Raw genomic sequence first — 14,384 nt, 5'->3', positions numbered from 1 at the left:
AAGCATGAGCGATTCAGATGTGGTCAAACCGACCAACTTCAACAAAGGCGAGAGCAGCTCCTCCACGGGTCTGAAGGACCAGATCAGCGACGCAGGGGCCGAGATGAAGCAGCGAGCAGGGGAGGCCCTGCAGGCATCGGCGGACATGGCTCGGGACAAGTTCGGCGAAGCCGCCGATGCAGCCAAGAATGTAGCGAGCGGCACCGTCGACCAAGTTCAGGAACGGGCCCGGGAGCAGCAACAGACCGGTGCCGATTTCATCGAGCGCTTGGCGGGTAACTTCCGCCAGGCTGCCGGCGCATTCGAAACTGACGTGCCATTCGCCGCACGGGGAATCAATTCAGCGGCGGACTATGTGGAAGAAGCAGCTGCGAAGGTCCGCGATGGCAGCTTCCGGGAACTCGTCGATGGTGCGACCGATTTTGCGAAGCGGCAACCGGCGGCATTTCTCGGCTTATCTGTCTTGGCGGGCTTCGCGGCTGTGCGGTTCCTGAAGGCGTCTGGCGGGTCGTCGAGCTCGCCGCAGTCGAACTCGGGGACAGGCGAGAAAGCCGGCGGCTCCGGAGCCCGCACGGCGTATGCAGGCGAGGGCTTCGGTTCGCAAGCCTCTGCTGGATACACCACGGGACAGCGGCAGAATCCTACTTCGGGCGGGGGCGGTGCATCATGAGCATCAAGCGCGACATCGAAACCGGGAAAAGCGATCTTTACAACGTCTCGGGCCTCGTCGGCGACGCTATGGCTCAGGTCGCGAAGCTTTTTCAGAATGAGGTCGATCTGGCGAAGGCCGAACTTGCCGAAAAGGTGCAAAAGCTCGGCGGAGCGTTGGGACTTCTGGTCGGTGGCGCGGTTCTGGTCATCCCCGCCATCGTGATGGCGCTGTTCGCGTTGTCATCAGCGTTGATAAGTGCCGGTTGGTCACCAGCATTGGCTTACCTGACATCGGCGATCGTCGCCGCCGCCATATCGGGCACTCTGTTTGCCGTCGGCATGAAGCGGTTGGACGCACGCACCCTCACGCCGCGGGAAACAATCCGCCAGCTCGAAAAGGACAAAGATACCGTGAAGGGAATGGTGCGATGAGCAGTGCGCAAACCGGTTTTTTTGACAGTCTACTCGCTGCCGCTAGAGAGAACCCGCTTTCCGCGGCGCTTATCGGAGGCGGAGCACTCTGGCTGCTTGTCGGCGACGAGAAACTGAAGGGCGCTGCGCAATCCGCCGCCAACGTCGCATCCGGTGTGGTCGATAGCGGCGCCAGCAATTTGAGGGCCGCAGCCTCGGGATTGCAGCGGACCGCGGCGCCGCCGACCGCACCTGAGATGGATCATGAAGGGGGCGTGGCCGGGAATTCACGCGAGGCAGCGCAAACGCCAACCGAGTCGATGTCTGAAGCAGTAGACGGAGTACGCGACCGGTTTGACGAGGGCGTTGCTTACGCCCGCGAACAGTTTGCTAAGATGGGCAATCCTCTGCCAGGGGGAGATACCTTAACGAAAGTGCAGTCGTCGCTCGGCGACCTGATGGAGCGCCAGCCGCTGGTCATCGGCGCGATCGGTTTGGCGATCGGTGCTGCTCTCGCAGGCGCGTTCAGAACGACCCAGACTGAAGACGACTACATCGGCGGGGTCAGCGACGAAGTGAAGAATGACCTGAGCAGACGCGGTACCGCTGTATCGAAAGCGCTGCGCGAAGCTGCTGATACGATCGCAGCCGAAGCGAGTGACATCGGAGCAGAAGCGGTCGATCGCATGAAGCAGGCGGGAACTGATGCCGCTCACGCTGCCAAGGAAAAGAGCAAGCAGAAGCAGTTGTGAGGGACGGGCCGGTGGGCCCTCTCACGCGCTACTGCCCGTGGAGTTAGGAGTTGAACATGCGCCGCGGAATGCTTTGATGCCGGCTTTTAGGCAGCTCGCGAATTGATGGCGAAGCGAGGGCTGGGAAGTTTCCGGGGATTGTCTTTAGAGCAAGGAGCCGCAGATGGGTGAGGAACGAAAATCATCAAAAGCGGGGGAACGGGCCGCTCAGGGCTTGCGCGAAGCAGCTTCCAAGGAAGAAGCGAAAAACGAGAGCAAGATGGGGGACGATCTAGCTAGGGGCGCTGATCGTTTCGAAGAACGCTCTAAAAGCTCGGATGGAAAAACCGCAGAAGAGAAACAAAAAGATTAGATCCAAGCAGAAGACCCCTCGTCGCGACTTCCTGACGAGAGGCCTCCACAACTGGAGGCCTGTTACTCACGAAGGATAGATCTGCCCTCTCTAAAAGAGCGCGGTTAGACTCCTCTTAGGGCTTGGTAGTCGCCGACCTCCGCAGCGGCATTACCTTGTTTGCAGCCGTTGTCGGCGACCGCGAGGCCCTCCAGCGAGACCGCGTGCGCCTGCTGCACCGCGCCGCCCGGGCGAACGGACGCCGCTTCTCCGGCAGGTAGCGCGTGATCTCCGGAGAGCCATCGCGTTCAGGACCCGGTGCGGAGAGACGCCGCCCTTGCGGGCCATCTCGACGCCCCAGTGCATGTGATGGAGCTCGGGGATGGCTGAGGTGATGGCAGTCCTGCGCGCCCTGCGAGGAACGGCGTCACTGTCGGCTCGTTGGCGGCTGTGGGCGCAGGTTCAGGAGCCATCGCGATGTTGGAAACGAATGACCTGCTGGTGAACTGTCCTCGTTGCGGCGCGTGGCCGATGGCCGTCAGCTCCGGGAAGGATATGTCCGCGCAGCGCGAGATCGCCTTCAAATGTCCGAAGTGCGGCAGCGAGGAAAGCGGGCGGTTCCGTCGCGGGGTCCTCTCGCCGGTTTCGGCTCCTGGCGGTCGCGATGCCGCCTGAGCCGGCGCTGAAGGACGGATGACGCACGTGCGGCCGCGCGGGCGACACCACGTCTGCGCGGTTTGCGACGTCGACCTGCTGCACCGCAAGCGGGCCGACAGTCCATTGGGCCTCCCGCCAAGTAGTCCGGCGGGAGTCCGGCTCTAGCAGAGCCCCGTGGTCTGCCTCATCGTCCGCGCGAGATCCTCTTCTAGGAAAGGCTTGCAAAGGATTGGATGGCCGTGGCCATCGCCCTCTCGCCCCGACAACAGCAGGATTAGGAGGTCCGGCCGCAGATCCGCCGCCTTGTCCGCCAGTTCGTAGCCGTTCATTCCAGGCATGTTGAGGTCGGTGATGAGGACCTCGATCTCTCGGTTTTCGGACAGGAGTGCCAGCGCTTCGCCGCCGCTGCCGGCAGACACCACGTCGCACCCGAGATCCTCCAGCATCAGGGTCGTCACATCGAGTACCGACGGCTCGTCGTCGACGACGAGGACTACGCGGGCCATGCCAACCTCCAGCACCTGCTCTCCGGCCAACGCTGCGCCAATCCGGCCGTTCCCCGCCTCCCGCGCAGGGCTGGCCGGCTGACGGCCCTCGAACTTGACGTGGTAGCCGGTACGGCAGGGCCGCCGCCGGGGGAACGGCAGGCCGTCCGGGGACTTGATCCACCGGACCATTTCTGTTCGGAGATCGATCATGAAAGCAATTCTGGCCGCGGCGTGCGTCCTTGCGCTCGCCTCCATTTCGCCGGCGGAAGCCAAGGGCTGCATCAAGGGCGCCATCGTCGGCGGCGTCGCGGGCCACATGGCCGGACACGGCAAGCTCGGAGCTGCCGCCGGCTGCGCCATCGGCCATCACGAGGCCAACAAGCAGACCAATCCGAACAACTCGAACGCCCAGGCGCCGGCGCCTCAGAAGTAGCGCCCGAAATGGCGAGCCGCCGCCATGAAGATCCGGGCGCATTCGGAGAGTCACATCGTCGAGCTCGACGACGGCTCGCGCTGGCAGATCTTTCCGGGCGATCTCGATCTGACGCTGAACTGGAAGCCGGAGACGGCCATCGTCGTCGCTCCGGCCGAAGACGATCGCGCCTCGCATGTGCTGATCGGCGGCGGGGGCAGGGTGCGCGTCGTTCCTGAAGGCGAAAGCTGGCCCGCGCGTGAGGTCAAGAACGCGCTCAAGGACGGTTAGACCCGTCGATCGAGGTAGCCCCTAAGTGAACATCCGGAATTTCGCGGAGACGCCTGCTGCCGCATAGTCTGGGCATGACGCAGCCGGCCCTCTTTAAATGAACGTGCAGCACGAGGTGCACGACCGTTCGACGTCCTTGGCAGCGAAGATGCACGTCTCTGTATGCTGCCCTGCCTGCGGCTCACTTCATGTGGTCAACACGACATCAGGCAAGCTGCTCGGCGATCGGAGTGGCCCGCAGGCGCATGCCAAGGGCCCCGCCTGACTGAGGGTGGTCGTTCCGGGAGATTTCGGCAACGATGCCCCGAGGCGGCGTGCGCATTGGCTGGTCCAACGCGGCGGGCATGGGGTCACCTGCCCGGAGCGGAGCAGCGGAACGTTCCCCCGGTGCGGCGGTTGGTGGCGATCGATTGAGGTTGCCAATGAAAGCAGCCATCGCGCGCCGGCGTTCGCGAGCACCCGTGGAAATCTCGGCCGGGACCTTCCTGGCGATGGTGTGCGCCGCGCTGGCTCTGTTGTGCCTCACGTCGCGCAGCGCCGCGGCGGACTGAGGCCGCTCCGATGCGAATCGCCCAGATCGCGCCGCTCGCGGAGAGCGTTCCCCCGAAGCTCTATGGCGGCACCGAAAGGGTCGTCGCCTGGCTCGTGGACGAGCTCGTCGAGCTCGGCCATGACGTGACCCTGTTTGCGAGCGGGGACTCCACCACGCGCGCAGAACTTCATCCGGTCTGGCCTCGCGCGCTGCGCCTGGGCCGTCCCCGCGTCGACCCGAATCTGGCCGCTGCGCTTCTGTTGGAGGCGATCTCCCGGCGTGCCCGGGAGTTCGACGTCATCCATTCGCATATCGATTGGCTGCACCTGCCGGTGCTGACGAGCCGTGGAATTCCGTTCGTCACCACCATGCACGGACGCCTGGATCTGCCCGGCATTCCCGAGGCGCTTCGTGAATTTCCGGACGCGTGCTTCGTCTCGATCTCCGATCACCAGCGCACCCCGATCCGAAGCGCGAATTGGTGCGGCACCGTCTATCACGGTCTGCCGGCGGGCCAGTTCCGTCCGTCATACGAACGGGGATCCTATCTGGCATTTCTCGGACGGCTCACGGCCGAGAAGGGACCGGAGGACGCCATCCGGATCGCCCGCGCCGCCGGGATGCCTTTGCGGATCGCGGCGAAGGTCCCGGGAGGAGAGGCGGCCTATTTCAAGAAGAATATCGAGCCTCAGATCGATGGAGCCGAGGTCCAGCTCGTCGGCGAGGTCGACGAGCGCGGAAAGCAGCCGTTTCTGTCGGGCGCTGCGGCCCTGCTGTTTCCGATCAAGTGGCCTGAGCCCTTCGGCCTGGTCATGATCGAGGCGATGGCCTGCGGCACGCCGGTGATCGCGTATCGGGCCGGATCGGTGCCGGAGGTCATGGATGAAGGCGTCACGGGCTTCATCGTCGAAAGCGAGGAGGACGCGGTCAGGGCCGTGAAGAACCTGGCCCGCATCGACCGGCGAACCGTGCGAGAGCGGTTCGAGGAACGCTTCACGTCGGAACGGATGGCACGCGCATATGTGCGGCACTACCAGAAGCTCGCCAGTATCGTCCCGCAGGTCGCCGCCGAACACCTCGGTACGCCCGCGTCTCCGCTCGCCCGGTGAGCGGCGCTGTTCAGCACGTCCGGCTACGGCTCGATAGAAGGAGGATTGCATGCGCCACCAGGAAAAGCGAGCGGCACCCGCGGCGGTGGTTCGCGTCCATCGCAAACAAGGCCTCCGAGGCGGCCGGCCGTGCATCGACCTTTGTTCTGGCCTGCGCGGTAGTTGTGATTTGGGCAATCACTGGACCTCTCTTCCACTTCTCGGACACTTGGCAGCTCGTCATCAACACAGGCACGACCATCGTGACCTTTCTGATGGTCTTCGATACAGAACTCCCAAAACCGGGACAGCGCTGCGATCCAGGTCAAGTTGGACGAGCTCATCCGGACCGGTAGCGTCCAAAATTCCTTCGTCGGCATCGAGCATCTCTCGGCCGACGAATTGGAGGAGTTGCAGCACCCGCTGCCAGGAGCGCGCCAAGGCGGTGGGGGCGGAGAGAAGAAGCTCAGGCAGACGCCGCCCACTCAGATCCCAGAACGATGCTGACGGCTAATAGCCCAGCGCAAAGAAGCGGCCTCGCCGCCACGGCAGGAACGCGCGAGGCAACGCGAAGCTCGAGTCGAAGGTAGCCGCAATCCGCGCTTCCGAATTGCTTCAGAGGAGGATTCACCATGAGGTCCATTGCGAGCGCGCTGGTCTTTGCTCTGGCGCTTTCCGCCCCCGTCGCACTTGCCCAGACCACGAAGCCGGACGTCTCCGGCGCTCCGAGTGCGCAGAACTCGGGTGCCGGCATAGCCGGCCAGGCGGGCAACAAGAATGGTCCGGCGGCAAAGGCGGGAGAGACCGTCGGCTCCGGCTCGACACTCAACCAGCAGAATCCCACGGTGCAGCAGCAGGACACGTCCAACATCAAGGGGCTGCCTGGCAACAAGAGCGGCCCGCCGGCCAAGAAGCCGGATCAGCAGTGACGTTGAAGCGAGGCGGTTGGCGTCGGAGGATTCCGCTAGTGCGGTGACGTCCGATTTCCGCCGCCGAGCTCTTTCACCATCCGCACGATCTCGTCCGGATGGAAGGGCTTCCTCAAGGTGCGGCTGCCCGGCACGGGGCGCGGTGTAGTGGGGGAGAAGCCGGTGGCGTAGATGACCGGCAAGTCCGGGTCGTGTTCGCGGCAACGCTCCGCGATCTGCCATCCGTCGACGTCCCCCGGCAGCCGGATGTCCGTGACGAGAACGTCCGCCGCGTGCCGCTTGCACCAGGCCAGCGCCTCCTCGCCCGTGCTCGCATGGATGACGTGATAGCCGGCGTCGCGCAGGGCTTCGACGACGAATTCGCGGATGAGAGGATCGTCCTCAACGAGAAGCACGCTCACTGGTAGCTCATCACGATGGCATTTGCTACGCAATGTCGAACGGCCCAAGCTGGTGGTCGTTCCCGGGGGCGATGGGGACAGCCGCATCGCGAGAGCGCCGCGCCGGAGTGGCGATGGGCGGCGCGCACCGGCCTCGTGGTCCGCATTCCTACGGACCGGACGCCACTTGCGGTTAACCGCGGTCGGCTACGATATTCCGTGTCATGGGCAGAGATTACGATCCTCGGTCGCAAGCGGAAGCGGCGATGAAGGAAGCCGTGCGCGCGGACGGCTTCGAGCGGCAGCGCTGGATCCAGATTGCGCAAGCTTGGCTCGAGATCGCCCGCATTCGTCCCGGCACCCACGGCGCGTCCGAGCAGCCGCTGGTCTAGTCCGTTTGCTCCGGGCATTCGGGGCAGGTGTCCCCGATCGATTCCAGGACATCGCGAACTTCGGCGGCGGCTTCATCCGGAGAGATGCCTTCCGGCGGATTCAGGCGGGCGATGTGGCTGGCCCGCTCGCGGGCGTGCGGATCGGCCCGCTCCTGCATCCACCCGTGCTCGTCGCATTCGCGGATGGCGCCGGCCTCCTGCAGCACAAAGATCGCCCAGCCGCGCAGTGTCCGGATCGCCGGCCGTTGTTCCTTCATCATCAGCATCGACATCGCTCCTGCCGGGACGAATCCTTGTGTCCCGCCTTTCGTTCCGGGCGGTTAGCACGCAGCAGGGATTCGCAATCGGCAGAGCAAAGGCTTGTCCACGTGTTCCGCAGCGCCTGTGCAGAACGCTACGTCGCCGGCGCGGGATCTTCCTTGACGCCGCGGGCGACGATCCGGAGCGTCCCGTCCGGCAGCGGCCGCTGAAGCTTCAGCGCTTCTTCCGCCGGCGCGGTCATCCAGGTCTCCACCTCTTCGGGCGTGGTCAGGATCACGGGCATGGCCTTCGGGTGGATGGCGAAGACCTCGGCATTCGCCTCGGTCGTCAGGGACGCATAAAGGTCGTTGGTCGTCTCGCCTTCCTTGACCTTCCGGACGGACGTCCACTCGGTCCAGATTCCGGCGAAGCAAGCGAGCGGGCGGGTCTCGTCGAGCGCGAACCAGACGTCTCCTCCTTCGGCCTTGTTGAACTCGCTGAAGGAGTTGAACGGCACCACGCAGCGGTGCTCGGCCCCCAGCCAGCGCGTCCAGTGTTTGCTCTTCACGTTCCGGATGTTAGTCGTGCCGCCGTCGGGCTCCAGCCGGAGCAATTCCTTGAAATCCACCGTCTTGCCCTTGGCCTGTAGCTTCTCGGTGCGCTTCTTCGTCGCGTCTATGAGCGCTTTCGACGACGACGGCATACCCCAGCGGGCAAGCGCGAGCTCCCGGCCGTCGGCTCCGGTCCGGATGATCAGCGCCTTGTAATCCGGAAACACGCCGGGCATCGGGGCGAGGTTGCCGACGTACTGGTTGACGACGCGGAACAGCGCCGAGATGGCAGCTTGGTTGGTCGTGATCGAGTACAAATTGCACATTCGTCAGGTCTCCGCAGCGGCCTGGCGAGGGCGCTGCGCCAACTGTAGCAGTGTGGCGGCAGGCCGGCGATTGGCCTTGGCGCACTTGCTGCAGCGGAGCCTGCTCGCTAGATCGTGGACGAAGGTTGTCGGGAGATGTCCACTTGTTCTGGCGGGACGTTGCCGGCGATTCACAAGCTGGCCTGACTTGACCGACTTGCCCGTTGGTGCGCCTATTAGGTTCTCAGATGGTCGATTGGCAATGAGGCGGGCCATGCGCAAAATGCTACGTTGGTTGTTGTTCGGCGGTACGGCATTGTCGACGATTGTACCTGCAACAGCGCAAACCTACGATCCCAAGTATCCGGTTTGCTTGCAAAGGTGGGTCTGGGGTGGCAGCACATATTTCGAGTGCAAATTTACGTCTTGGGATCAGTGTAAAGCAGCGGCGGCGGGACTGCCCGCCATGTGCTTGAACAATCCGTATTGGCCCCAAGCGTATTCCCGTTCCCAGAGTGGCCGCGCCAGATGATGGTGCTGCGTCGCCCCAGTGTTGCTTGACGACAATTGCAGTTTTATCACACCGCGGCGGCACGGATCATTGCCGCCCTTCGAACGTTCTGCCCTCCGCGATATTTCACGCTGAACGAAACTGCGACTGATCAAAGTTCCATGCGCAAGCAAGTGCAAGATCCTTGCACTCAATCCCGCAAACCTAATGCGCGCCGTCTGACGCGGCGGCAGAACGGCCGGTTCGGCGAGAGCTTCCGGGTGACCACGCGACGGAGGCCATTATGGATCAGGTGCGGAATATTAGGGCGGGGAACGGCTGAGCGCGTCGCAACCTGCTTTCAGTTCAAGGCTACATCGCTCCAGAGGGCGGACGAATACTAGCGCCTTCACAATCGAGCAAGCCTACCCTCCCTGTTCGCTCAAGAGTTTGACGAGCGGCACGCCGTGCTGATGCAAATGTGCGGCATCACTTTCGCCACGATCATTGCGGCTGCCGAGCAAAACACGACCGTCCTGAAAGCCGAAGTTAAATACGACTACAAGCACCTGCCGAATCTGGACGTCGAGGAGCTACGACAGACCTCAGCTAAAAGAATCCAACAAAAGCCGATCAAGCGAGGGCAGCTTCGCGACGATTCGTCAGGGGCATAGCCTGAAGGTCATAGGTGCAAATCCTGTCCCTGCAACCAACGCTTCCCTAGACTCTAGGGTTCAGCCGCCCTCTCGGAAATCCTGAGCAGGGCGGCGAGTTGGCCGTTAATGTCGATCTGCACGGGAAAAAGAGCGTTTAAATTCGTTTGGCGCTGTCCTGAAGGACTGTACAAACGTAACCCGACCTCGCGCCATTTTCAGGATGCAAGTCCATGCCAGATGAATTCACGTTTCAACGTTCGAAGCGTCTCACCGAGCTTTACGCTCGATTTCGCCAAGAGCTGGATTCCAGCGCGGTAGGCGGTTGCTTCATGCCCTACTCTTGGTGGACCCTTCCTGATCCGTTGCCGGTTGCCTGGTTGGCGTACAGCCTGATGTTGCAGGAGTATGCATCGGAGCTCGCGAACATCATCAACGACCTGGCCCATCACGTGCACCGGCTGCGGGGGCCACGGTCACAGCTCCTTTATCGGACGACGAGAAGCTTGAAGTTGCGCATGAATTTATTGGTATGCTGGGCACAGTCGCACTTGGCCACCCCTATGCAATCAAGTCGCGTTTTGCGTATGCGGCAGGGCACCTCGGTCACCAAGCAAACCGAGCCAAGAGCCCAGCGACCTGGGAAGACAATTTCCCGCTAAAAAACCTCTACCTCAACGACATCGAACCGTATTGCAAAGGGTGGAAGAAATACCGCCGCTTTAAGCTCCGCGTCGAACTGATCGCAGGCAGAGCGTTCAACGAGGAGTCAGATAATTTCCGACACAACTACAACCATGGATTCTCGTCCCGGTTTATGATCGGACTGACAGGAACGGTTAGCAGAACCGAGGGGGCGGCTGGTAGCATCAGGTACACGTTCGGAGGCAATGAGCCGCTCGATCTGGCTGAGATGGCTGACCTCCTCGAAAAGGAGCGCGACCAATGTTATCTCGCCTTCGTGCATTTCAGAAGCTGGTCGAGGAGGAGATTGCAGCAATACGGGCTTACGAGGCGAGCTCGCTGTAAACATGGTTCAGCAGATTCTGAGCGCAGCCGCTCGCCATCTGCAGCGCCTTAGCCTTTCGTCCCATCAAGGAAATTGTTGAGTAGGTTACAGCCCGGCTTTATTTACGCCCGGCTACAACCTAGAGTCACGGGCATTCAAGGGGGCATGAATGCTGACGAAGTTTATTTCCATCAAGAATATCGGGCGGTTTCGCAATTCCGCCGGTTCTCCAAATCCGCAATTGTTTAAGCATACGTTCATTTCGGGCGCCAACGGGTTTGGCAAAAGCACGCTGTGTGCCGTCCTGCGCTCCCTTCACACCGGGCAGTCCGATCAACTCATCGGCCGAAAATCGCTCGGGACCACGGAGGCCAGCAAGGTCGAACTTCTGTTTGATACGGGGGTCATCCGGTTCGATGGGGGGCGCTGGAGCGAAGCCAAGCCCTCCTTCGGCATCTTTGATGGCCTCTTTGTCGCAGAGAACGTTCACGCCGGTGAAGTCGTTGATGTTGCCCAGAAGCGGAACCTCTACCGGATCATCGTAGGAAGCGCCGGGGTCGGGCTGGCCGAACGCGACTCCGAGCTTGCCGCAGACAGTCGCGCCAGGACCACCGAGATTTCTGCTTCAACAAGGAGCTTACAGCCGCATCTCGGCACGGGAATGTCACTTGAGACATTCCTGAATCTGGAGGCTCAGGCGGACATCGACGCCGAAATTGACAGGCAAGAAGTCGAAGTGGCAGCCCTCTCTCAGATCGACACGATCCTTGCGCGCCCGGAATTGTCGACGTTCGACCTTCATATGATGCCATCGGGAATACGGGAAACGCTGCGCCGAACGCTTGATGGAATTGCCGATGATGCGGAGCGGATGATCGAAAAGCACTTCGCCGCTCACAACATGAAGAACGGTGGCGGCAACTGGGTGTCGACCGGCTTGAATTTCGCCAATGATGACTGTCCTTTTTGCGGGCAGGGGATCGCCGGGCTACCGCTTGTAAAAGCTTTCCGCGCCGTTTTCAGCGACGAATACGCTCGGCTGCACAAGGACGTATCGGCTCTGCGAGAGCGTACTGCGTCGGATTTCGGGGGAGGCTTCATCGCGACCCAGGCCGCAAAGGCTGAGCGCAACAGTTCCGGCGGCGAATTCTGGAAGGAGTACCTTGCGTTTGAGTGGGACAGCCTCAAGCTGCCGCCGGCATTTGAGGACGCGGTCCGAAACCTTCGCCAAGCACTGCTTGACCTGCTTGATCGTAAGGCGCGCGCTCCCTTGGAGGTGGTTGACATTCCTCCCACTTGCGAAGCTGCCGTTGAATCCTATCGCAAGGTTTTTGAAGATCTGGCCGAACTTAATGCAAGAGTCGCGCGGGCAAACGCTGCGATCGTCGCCAAGAAACAGGAGCTTGGCACGGCTGATCTTGAAGGGGCGAAGCGGCGTTTAAGCCACCTTGAGGCCGTGAAGGCCCGCCATACGCCGACCATTTTGACACTGTGCGACGAACACAACAGGTTGGTGGCAGAAAAGACGGCCATTGATGAAGAACGAGGTGCGATCCGGGCTGAACTCAACGAACATACAAGAACTGTCGTTGCGCCTTACCAGAACCGCATCAACGACCTTCTCGACCTGTTCAACGCCGGATTCAGAATCGCGCAAACCACCCACAGTTATCCAGGCGGTATCGCGAGCACATCGTATCAGCTCGTCATCAACGGCACCCCCGTTGACGTTGGCGGCAGCCGTACCCCGGAAACGCAACCGAGCTTCAAGAATACCCTCAGTGCCGGGGACAAGATGACCTTGGCTCTATCATTCTTCCTGGCGGGTCTGGAGCAGGATGCCGACCTAGCTAACAAGATCGTCGTCTTCGATGATCCTTTCACCAGCCAGGACGTGTACCGGCGCAGGCAGACAGGCCATGAAATCATGCGGGTGGCGCGCGCCTGCAAGCAGCTGATTGTCCTTTCGCACGATCCCACCTTTCTCAAGCAGCTCTGGGCGAAGGCGCCCTCGTCCGAACGCATCTGCTTCATGCTGTCGGATCACCGAGCGCTCGGAACGAGGCTGGCGGAGGTCGACATAGAAAAGGCATGCCAAGGCCGAACTCTCACCGATACCGACGACCTGCGCAGCTTCGTGTCGAACGGATCGGGCAATCTACTTGATTTAGTGCGCAAAATGCGGGTGGTGCTGGAGGCCTATTGCCGGACCACATTCCCCAGCTCGTTTCAGGATAATGACTGGCTGGGTGACATGGTGCGCAAGATACGGGAGGGCGGCGCAACCCACGCGGCTGCGGCACTTTATGACGAGCTCGATCAAATCAATGGTTACTCGGCGGAGTATCATCACGGCGAAGATAACAACGACACCACGCCGGATCGGATCGACGACACCGAACTCAAGGGCTATGTGCGCCGGACGCTGAGGGTCATCAATGCGCTTGAAGCGTAGAGGTGCCCTCGTTGGGAGGAGAGAAGGGGCCTTCCATCGTGTCTGAAAACATGGCGAGTGAAGTCGACTACGATGCGCTGCTCGTACTGATTGAGTGCATGGAGCAGACGCCTCCGCTGTCCCGTCATGAGATCGCTGATTTGTCCGCCCACCAGCATGCAGTACTCGAGCGAATGGTTGCAACCGGCGAAACCTGGAATCAAGCGTCGTCCGGACCAGCCTTCCTTTCACTGGATGAAGGCGAATTCCGAAATCATCTAAAGAGAATTGATAACGATCTTGGAGAGCAGACGGCCATCGTTGCCGAGTCTTTCGCCAGGTATCTGAAGATGGGTGAAGTGCCGGCGCCGTACTATCCCTGGCGCATTGCCATCATTCTGCGGCGTGAAAAGAGGCCGGAATTGGAGAAACGGTTCCTTGCCGCGTGGTGTCAGCATTTTCCAGACGGGTACGGTGCTCGGTACGGTCAATTGGTCGATCGATTCCGAAAGCTGGTTTAAACGCATTGTCGCATTTGCGATTTTACGATGACTGCGTCGAAAATAGCGGCTGGCTCGGATTATTGAGGGTGGGAAGCCAAGTGACAAGGATGAACCATACTCGACCGATTCTGAGGCTGATAGATGACTTCAAACGCCGGCGTACAGACACGGGTCTGCTGAGGGTGCAGAAGCAGGAATCCGGCGCTCAGTTCACTCTCGGCGACTTGCCCAACAAGGTCGATTTTGGCGCGCTCAACGCAGAGCTGATGGAGTTGCGCCAAGACCTGCATCAGGTCGCGTGTTCTGTGCTGGCGCACGTCGAGATGTACGGCAATGTCAGGCTCATTGATCGTTTGATAGCCGCAGTTCCTGCGTTTATGGACACCCACCCCCTGATGGACTGGTTCACCCTGTTTGGTCCGGTCGAGTTCGTCAACGGCAAGGCAAAATACAGAGCTCGCGGGCAAAGCGCGATAGAGGTAGCGACGGCGCTGCCCTTCTGGACGATTCCGAACGAGTAGGCTGATCAGAGACCGATTGTTAACACAAATGGGCTCGCCTCCAAGATGACGACACGTGTGAAATGCCGATGGAACCTCTGGAAGCAAGGTCTCCGTTTTCCGGGTTGCGTGAGCGCGACATAGAGCTGTGTGGCGAGCAAGCCCTCCTACTGCCGGCCTGCGAACAGGTTCCTTGGTCGGCCAAGAATGCCTAAGCTGCTTCGGATGGTCGATCGCGCGGCCACTGATCTTTTGGAAAAAAGCTGCGACACCGGTCGCGTGCGTTGTATCCATTCGGCGTAGGCCGCAGGGTTACCGCCTGAGCAGTCCAGGGTTGTCTTTATAGAACCTGATCAGCTCGATGAGGTTTTCGATTCCAAAGTCG

22 protein-coding genes are annotated in these 14,384 nt (G+C 61.2%); 18 read left to right on the top strand and 4 right to left on the bottom strand.

Going from position 1 to position 14,384, the window contains the following annotated elements; all coding sequences use genetic code 11:
• Positions 1-4 precede the first annotated feature (4 nt).
• The 4 genes from IVA98_RS22850 (at position 5) to IVA98_RS22835 (ending at position 2,166) form a co-directional block, all read left to right on the top strand.
• Positions 5-670 (top strand): hypothetical protein, encoded by a 666-nt coding sequence (locus IVA98_RS22850; RefSeq protein ID WP_247355564.1) that lies wholly within the window; start codon positions 5-7, stop codon positions 668-670.
• On the top strand, positions 667-1,083 hold the full coding sequence (locus tag IVA98_RS22845; protein WP_247298609.1) for a phage holin family protein: 417 nt from the start codon (positions 667-669) through the stop codon (positions 1,081-1,083). Before IVA98_RS22850 ends, IVA98_RS22845 begins: the two co-directional genes overlap by 4 nt.
• Positions 1,080-1,814 carry a hypothetical protein gene (locus tag IVA98_RS22840; RefSeq protein ID WP_247298611.1) on the top strand — a complete coding sequence of 245 codons (735 nt, stop codon included), beginning with the start codon at positions 1,080-1,082 and terminating at the stop codon, positions 1,812-1,814. The genes IVA98_RS22845 and IVA98_RS22840 overlap by 4 nt, the downstream gene beginning before the upstream one ends.
• A gap of 163 nt (positions 1,815-1,977) precedes the next feature.
• Positions 1,978-2,166, top strand: coding sequence for a hypothetical protein (locus tag IVA98_RS22835; RefSeq protein ID WP_247298614.1), 189 nt, complete (start codon positions 1,978-1,980; stop codon positions 2,164-2,166).
• Positions 2,167-2,963: 797 nt separating this feature from the next.
• On the opposite strand, the gene IVA98_RS22830 is transcribed toward IVA98_RS22835, so the two are convergent.
• Positions 2,964-3,500: a response regulator gene (locus IVA98_RS22830; protein WP_247298617.1), complete on the bottom strand. Its 537-nt coding sequence runs from the start codon at positions 3,498-3,500 to the stop codon at positions 2,964-2,966.
• Here IVA98_RS22830 and IVA98_RS22825 point away from each other — a divergent pair.
• From IVA98_RS22825 to IVA98_RS22805, 7 genes are all read left to right on the top strand, one after another.
• Complete coding sequence (locus tag IVA98_RS22825) at positions 3,499-3,723, top strand: hypothetical protein (RefSeq protein ID WP_247298620.1); 225 nt, start codon at positions 3,499-3,501, stop codon at positions 3,721-3,723. The genes IVA98_RS22830 and IVA98_RS22825 overlap by 2 nt on opposite strands.
• A gap of 24 nt (positions 3,724-3,747) precedes the next feature.
• A complete protein-coding gene (locus IVA98_RS22820) occupies positions 3,748-3,993 on the top strand; it encodes a hypothetical protein (protein ID WP_247298622.1) in 246 nt (81 codons plus the stop codon).
• 422 nt (positions 3,994-4,415) lie between these two features.
• Positions 4,416-4,544 (top strand): hypothetical protein, encoded by a 129-nt coding sequence (locus IVA98_RS36995; protein WP_256467105.1) that lies wholly within the window; start codon positions 4,416-4,418, stop codon positions 4,542-4,544.
• 10 nt (positions 4,545-4,554) lie between these two features.
• Positions 4,555-5,634, top strand: coding sequence for a glycosyltransferase family 4 protein (locus IVA98_RS22815; RefSeq protein ID WP_247298625.1), 1,080 nt, complete (start codon positions 4,555-4,557; stop codon positions 5,632-5,634).
• Positions 5,631-5,969 (top strand): low affinity iron permease family protein, encoded by a 339-nt coding sequence (locus IVA98_RS37705; protein ID WP_524536400.1) that lies wholly within the window; start codon positions 5,631-5,633, stop codon positions 5,967-5,969. The genes IVA98_RS22815 and IVA98_RS37705 overlap by 4 nt, the downstream gene beginning before the upstream one ends.
• Positions 5,944-6,120: a hypothetical protein gene (locus tag IVA98_RS37700; protein WP_524536399.1), complete on the top strand. Its 177-nt coding sequence runs from the start codon at positions 5,944-5,946 to the stop codon at positions 6,118-6,120. The genes IVA98_RS37705 and IVA98_RS37700 overlap by 26 nt, the downstream gene beginning before the upstream one ends.
• Positions 6,121-6,245: 125 nt before the next feature.
• A complete protein-coding gene (locus IVA98_RS22805) occupies positions 6,246-6,542 on the top strand; it encodes a hypothetical protein (RefSeq protein WP_247298628.1) in 297 nt (98 codons plus the stop codon).
• Positions 6,543-6,577: 35 nt separating this feature from the next.
• Here the strand turns inward: IVA98_RS22805 and IVA98_RS22800 are convergent, their stop codons facing one another.
• A complete protein-coding gene (locus IVA98_RS22800; protein ID WP_247298630.1) occupies positions 6,578-6,943 on the bottom strand; it encodes a response regulator transcription factor in 366 nt (121 codons plus the stop codon).
• 245 nt (positions 6,944-7,188) lie between these two features.
• Between IVA98_RS22800 and IVA98_RS36990 the strand changes: the two genes are divergently transcribed.
• On the top strand, positions 7,189-7,314 hold the full coding sequence (locus tag IVA98_RS36990) for a hypothetical protein (RefSeq protein WP_256467106.1): 126 nt from the start codon (positions 7,189-7,191) through the stop codon (positions 7,312-7,314).
• On the opposite strand, the gene IVA98_RS22795 is transcribed toward IVA98_RS36990, so the two are convergent.
• Positions 7,311-7,580, bottom strand: a complete 270-nt coding sequence (locus tag IVA98_RS22795) for a hypothetical protein (RefSeq protein ID WP_247298633.1) — start codon at positions 7,578-7,580, stop codon at positions 7,311-7,313. The genes IVA98_RS36990 and IVA98_RS22795 overlap by 4 nt on opposite strands.
• 128 nt (positions 7,581-7,708) lie before the next feature.
• Positions 7,709-8,431, bottom strand: coding sequence for an SOS response-associated peptidase (locus IVA98_RS22790; protein WP_247298636.1), 723 nt, complete (start codon positions 8,429-8,431; stop codon positions 7,709-7,711).
• Positions 8,432-8,672: 241 nt separating this feature from the next.
• Here IVA98_RS22790 and IVA98_RS22785 point away from each other — a divergent pair, with 241 nt between their 5' ends.
• The 6 genes from IVA98_RS22785 to IVA98_RS22760 all read left to right on the top strand — a co-directional run bounded on the left by IVA98_RS22785 (position 8,673) and on the right by IVA98_RS22760 (position 14,020).
• Positions 8,673-8,942, top strand: coding sequence for a DUF3551 domain-containing protein (locus IVA98_RS22785; protein ID WP_346657732.1), 270 nt, complete (start codon positions 8,673-8,675; stop codon positions 8,940-8,942).
• 425 nt (positions 8,943-9,367) lie between these two features.
• Positions 9,368-9,574: a hypothetical protein gene (locus tag IVA98_RS22780; protein WP_247298639.1), complete on the top strand. Its 207-nt coding sequence runs from the start codon at positions 9,368-9,370 to the stop codon at positions 9,572-9,574.
• Positions 9,575-10,085: 511 nt separating this feature from the next.
• Positions 10,086-10,634: a hypothetical protein gene (locus IVA98_RS22775; protein ID WP_247355563.1), complete on the top strand. Its 549-nt coding sequence runs from the start codon at positions 10,086-10,088 to the stop codon at positions 10,632-10,634.
• A gap of 97 nt (positions 10,635-10,731) precedes the next feature.
• Positions 10,732-13,017 (top strand): AAA family ATPase, encoded by a 2,286-nt coding sequence (locus IVA98_RS22770; protein ID WP_247355562.1) that lies wholly within the window; start codon positions 10,732-10,734, stop codon positions 13,015-13,017.
• A 38-nt stretch (positions 13,018-13,055) separates the two neighbouring features.
• A complete protein-coding gene (locus IVA98_RS22765; RefSeq protein WP_247355561.1) occupies positions 13,056-13,517 on the top strand; it encodes a hypothetical protein in 462 nt (153 codons plus the stop codon).
• A gap of 89 nt (positions 13,518-13,606) precedes the next feature.
• Entirely contained in the window at positions 13,607-14,020 is a 414-nt protein-coding gene (locus IVA98_RS22760; protein WP_247355560.1) for a hypothetical protein, read from the top strand.
• Positions 14,021-14,384 lie beyond the last annotated feature (364 nt).

The sequence above is a fragment of the Bradyrhizobium sp. 160 genome (assembly GCF_023073735.1).
GTDB lineage: Bacteria > Pseudomonadota > Alphaproteobacteria > Rhizobiales > Xanthobacteraceae > Bradyrhizobium.
The sequence above is the reverse complement of the archived record's forward strand: the minus strand, read 5'-3'. Positions and strand labels throughout refer to the sequence as shown.

Excerpts from the sequence above, each read along its gene's own strand:
- IVA98_RS22790 (WP_247298636.1), bottom strand. The coding sequence starts at position 8,431 with ATGTGCAATTTGTACTCGATCACGACCAACCAAGCTGCCATCTCGGCG.
- IVA98_RS22820 (WP_247298622.1), top strand. The coding sequence starts at position 3,748 with ATGAAGATCCGGGCGCATTCGGAGAGTCACATCGTCGAGCTCGACGAC.
- IVA98_RS22805 (WP_247298628.1), top strand. The coding sequence starts at position 6,246 with ATGAGGTCCATTGCGAGCGCGCTGGTCTTTGCTCTGGCGCTTTCCGCC.
- IVA98_RS22850 (WP_247355564.1), top strand. The coding sequence starts at position 5 with ATGAGCGATTCAGATGTGGTCAAACCGACCAACTTCAACAAAGGCGAG.
- IVA98_RS22830 (WP_247298617.1), bottom strand. The coding sequence starts at position 3,500 with ATGATCGATCTCCGAACAGAAATGGTCCGGTGGATCAAGTCCCCGGAC.
- IVA98_RS22815 (WP_247298625.1), top strand. The coding sequence starts at position 4,555 with ATGCGAATCGCCCAGATCGCGCCGCTCGCGGAGAGCGTTCCCCCGAAG.
- IVA98_RS22785 (WP_346657732.1), top strand. The coding sequence starts at position 8,673 with ATGAGGCGGGCCATGCGCAAAATGCTACGTTGGTTGTTGTTCGGCGGT.
- IVA98_RS22770 (WP_247355562.1), top strand. The coding sequence starts at position 10,732 with ATGCTGACGAAGTTTATTTCCATCAAGAATATCGGGCGGTTTCGCAAT.
- IVA98_RS36995 (WP_256467105.1), top strand. The coding sequence starts at position 4,416 with ATGAAAGCAGCCATCGCGCGCCGGCGTTCGCGAGCACCCGTGGAAATC.
- IVA98_RS22760 (WP_247355560.1), top strand. The coding sequence starts at position 13,607 with ATGAACCATACTCGACCGATTCTGAGGCTGATAGATGACTTCAAACGC.
- IVA98_RS22825 (WP_247298620.1), top strand. The coding sequence starts at position 3,499 with ATGAAAGCAATTCTGGCCGCGGCGTGCGTCCTTGCGCTCGCCTCCATT.
- IVA98_RS22795 (WP_247298633.1), bottom strand. The coding sequence starts at position 7,580 with ATGCTGATGATGAAGGAACAACGGCCGGCGATCCGGACACTGCGCGGC.
- IVA98_RS36990 (WP_256467106.1), top strand. The coding sequence starts at position 7,189 with ATGAAGGAAGCCGTGCGCGCGGACGGCTTCGAGCGGCAGCGCTGGATC.
- IVA98_RS22835 (WP_247298614.1), top strand. The coding sequence starts at position 1,978 with ATGGGTGAGGAACGAAAATCATCAAAAGCGGGGGAACGGGCCGCTCAG.
- IVA98_RS22775 (WP_247355563.1), top strand. The coding sequence starts at position 10,086 with ATGCTGGGCACAGTCGCACTTGGCCACCCCTATGCAATCAAGTCGCGT.
- IVA98_RS22840 (WP_247298611.1), top strand. The coding sequence starts at position 1,080 with ATGAGCAGTGCGCAAACCGGTTTTTTTGACAGTCTACTCGCTGCCGCT.
- IVA98_RS22845 (WP_247298609.1), top strand. The coding sequence starts at position 667 with ATGAGCATCAAGCGCGACATCGAAACCGGGAAAAGCGATCTTTACAAC.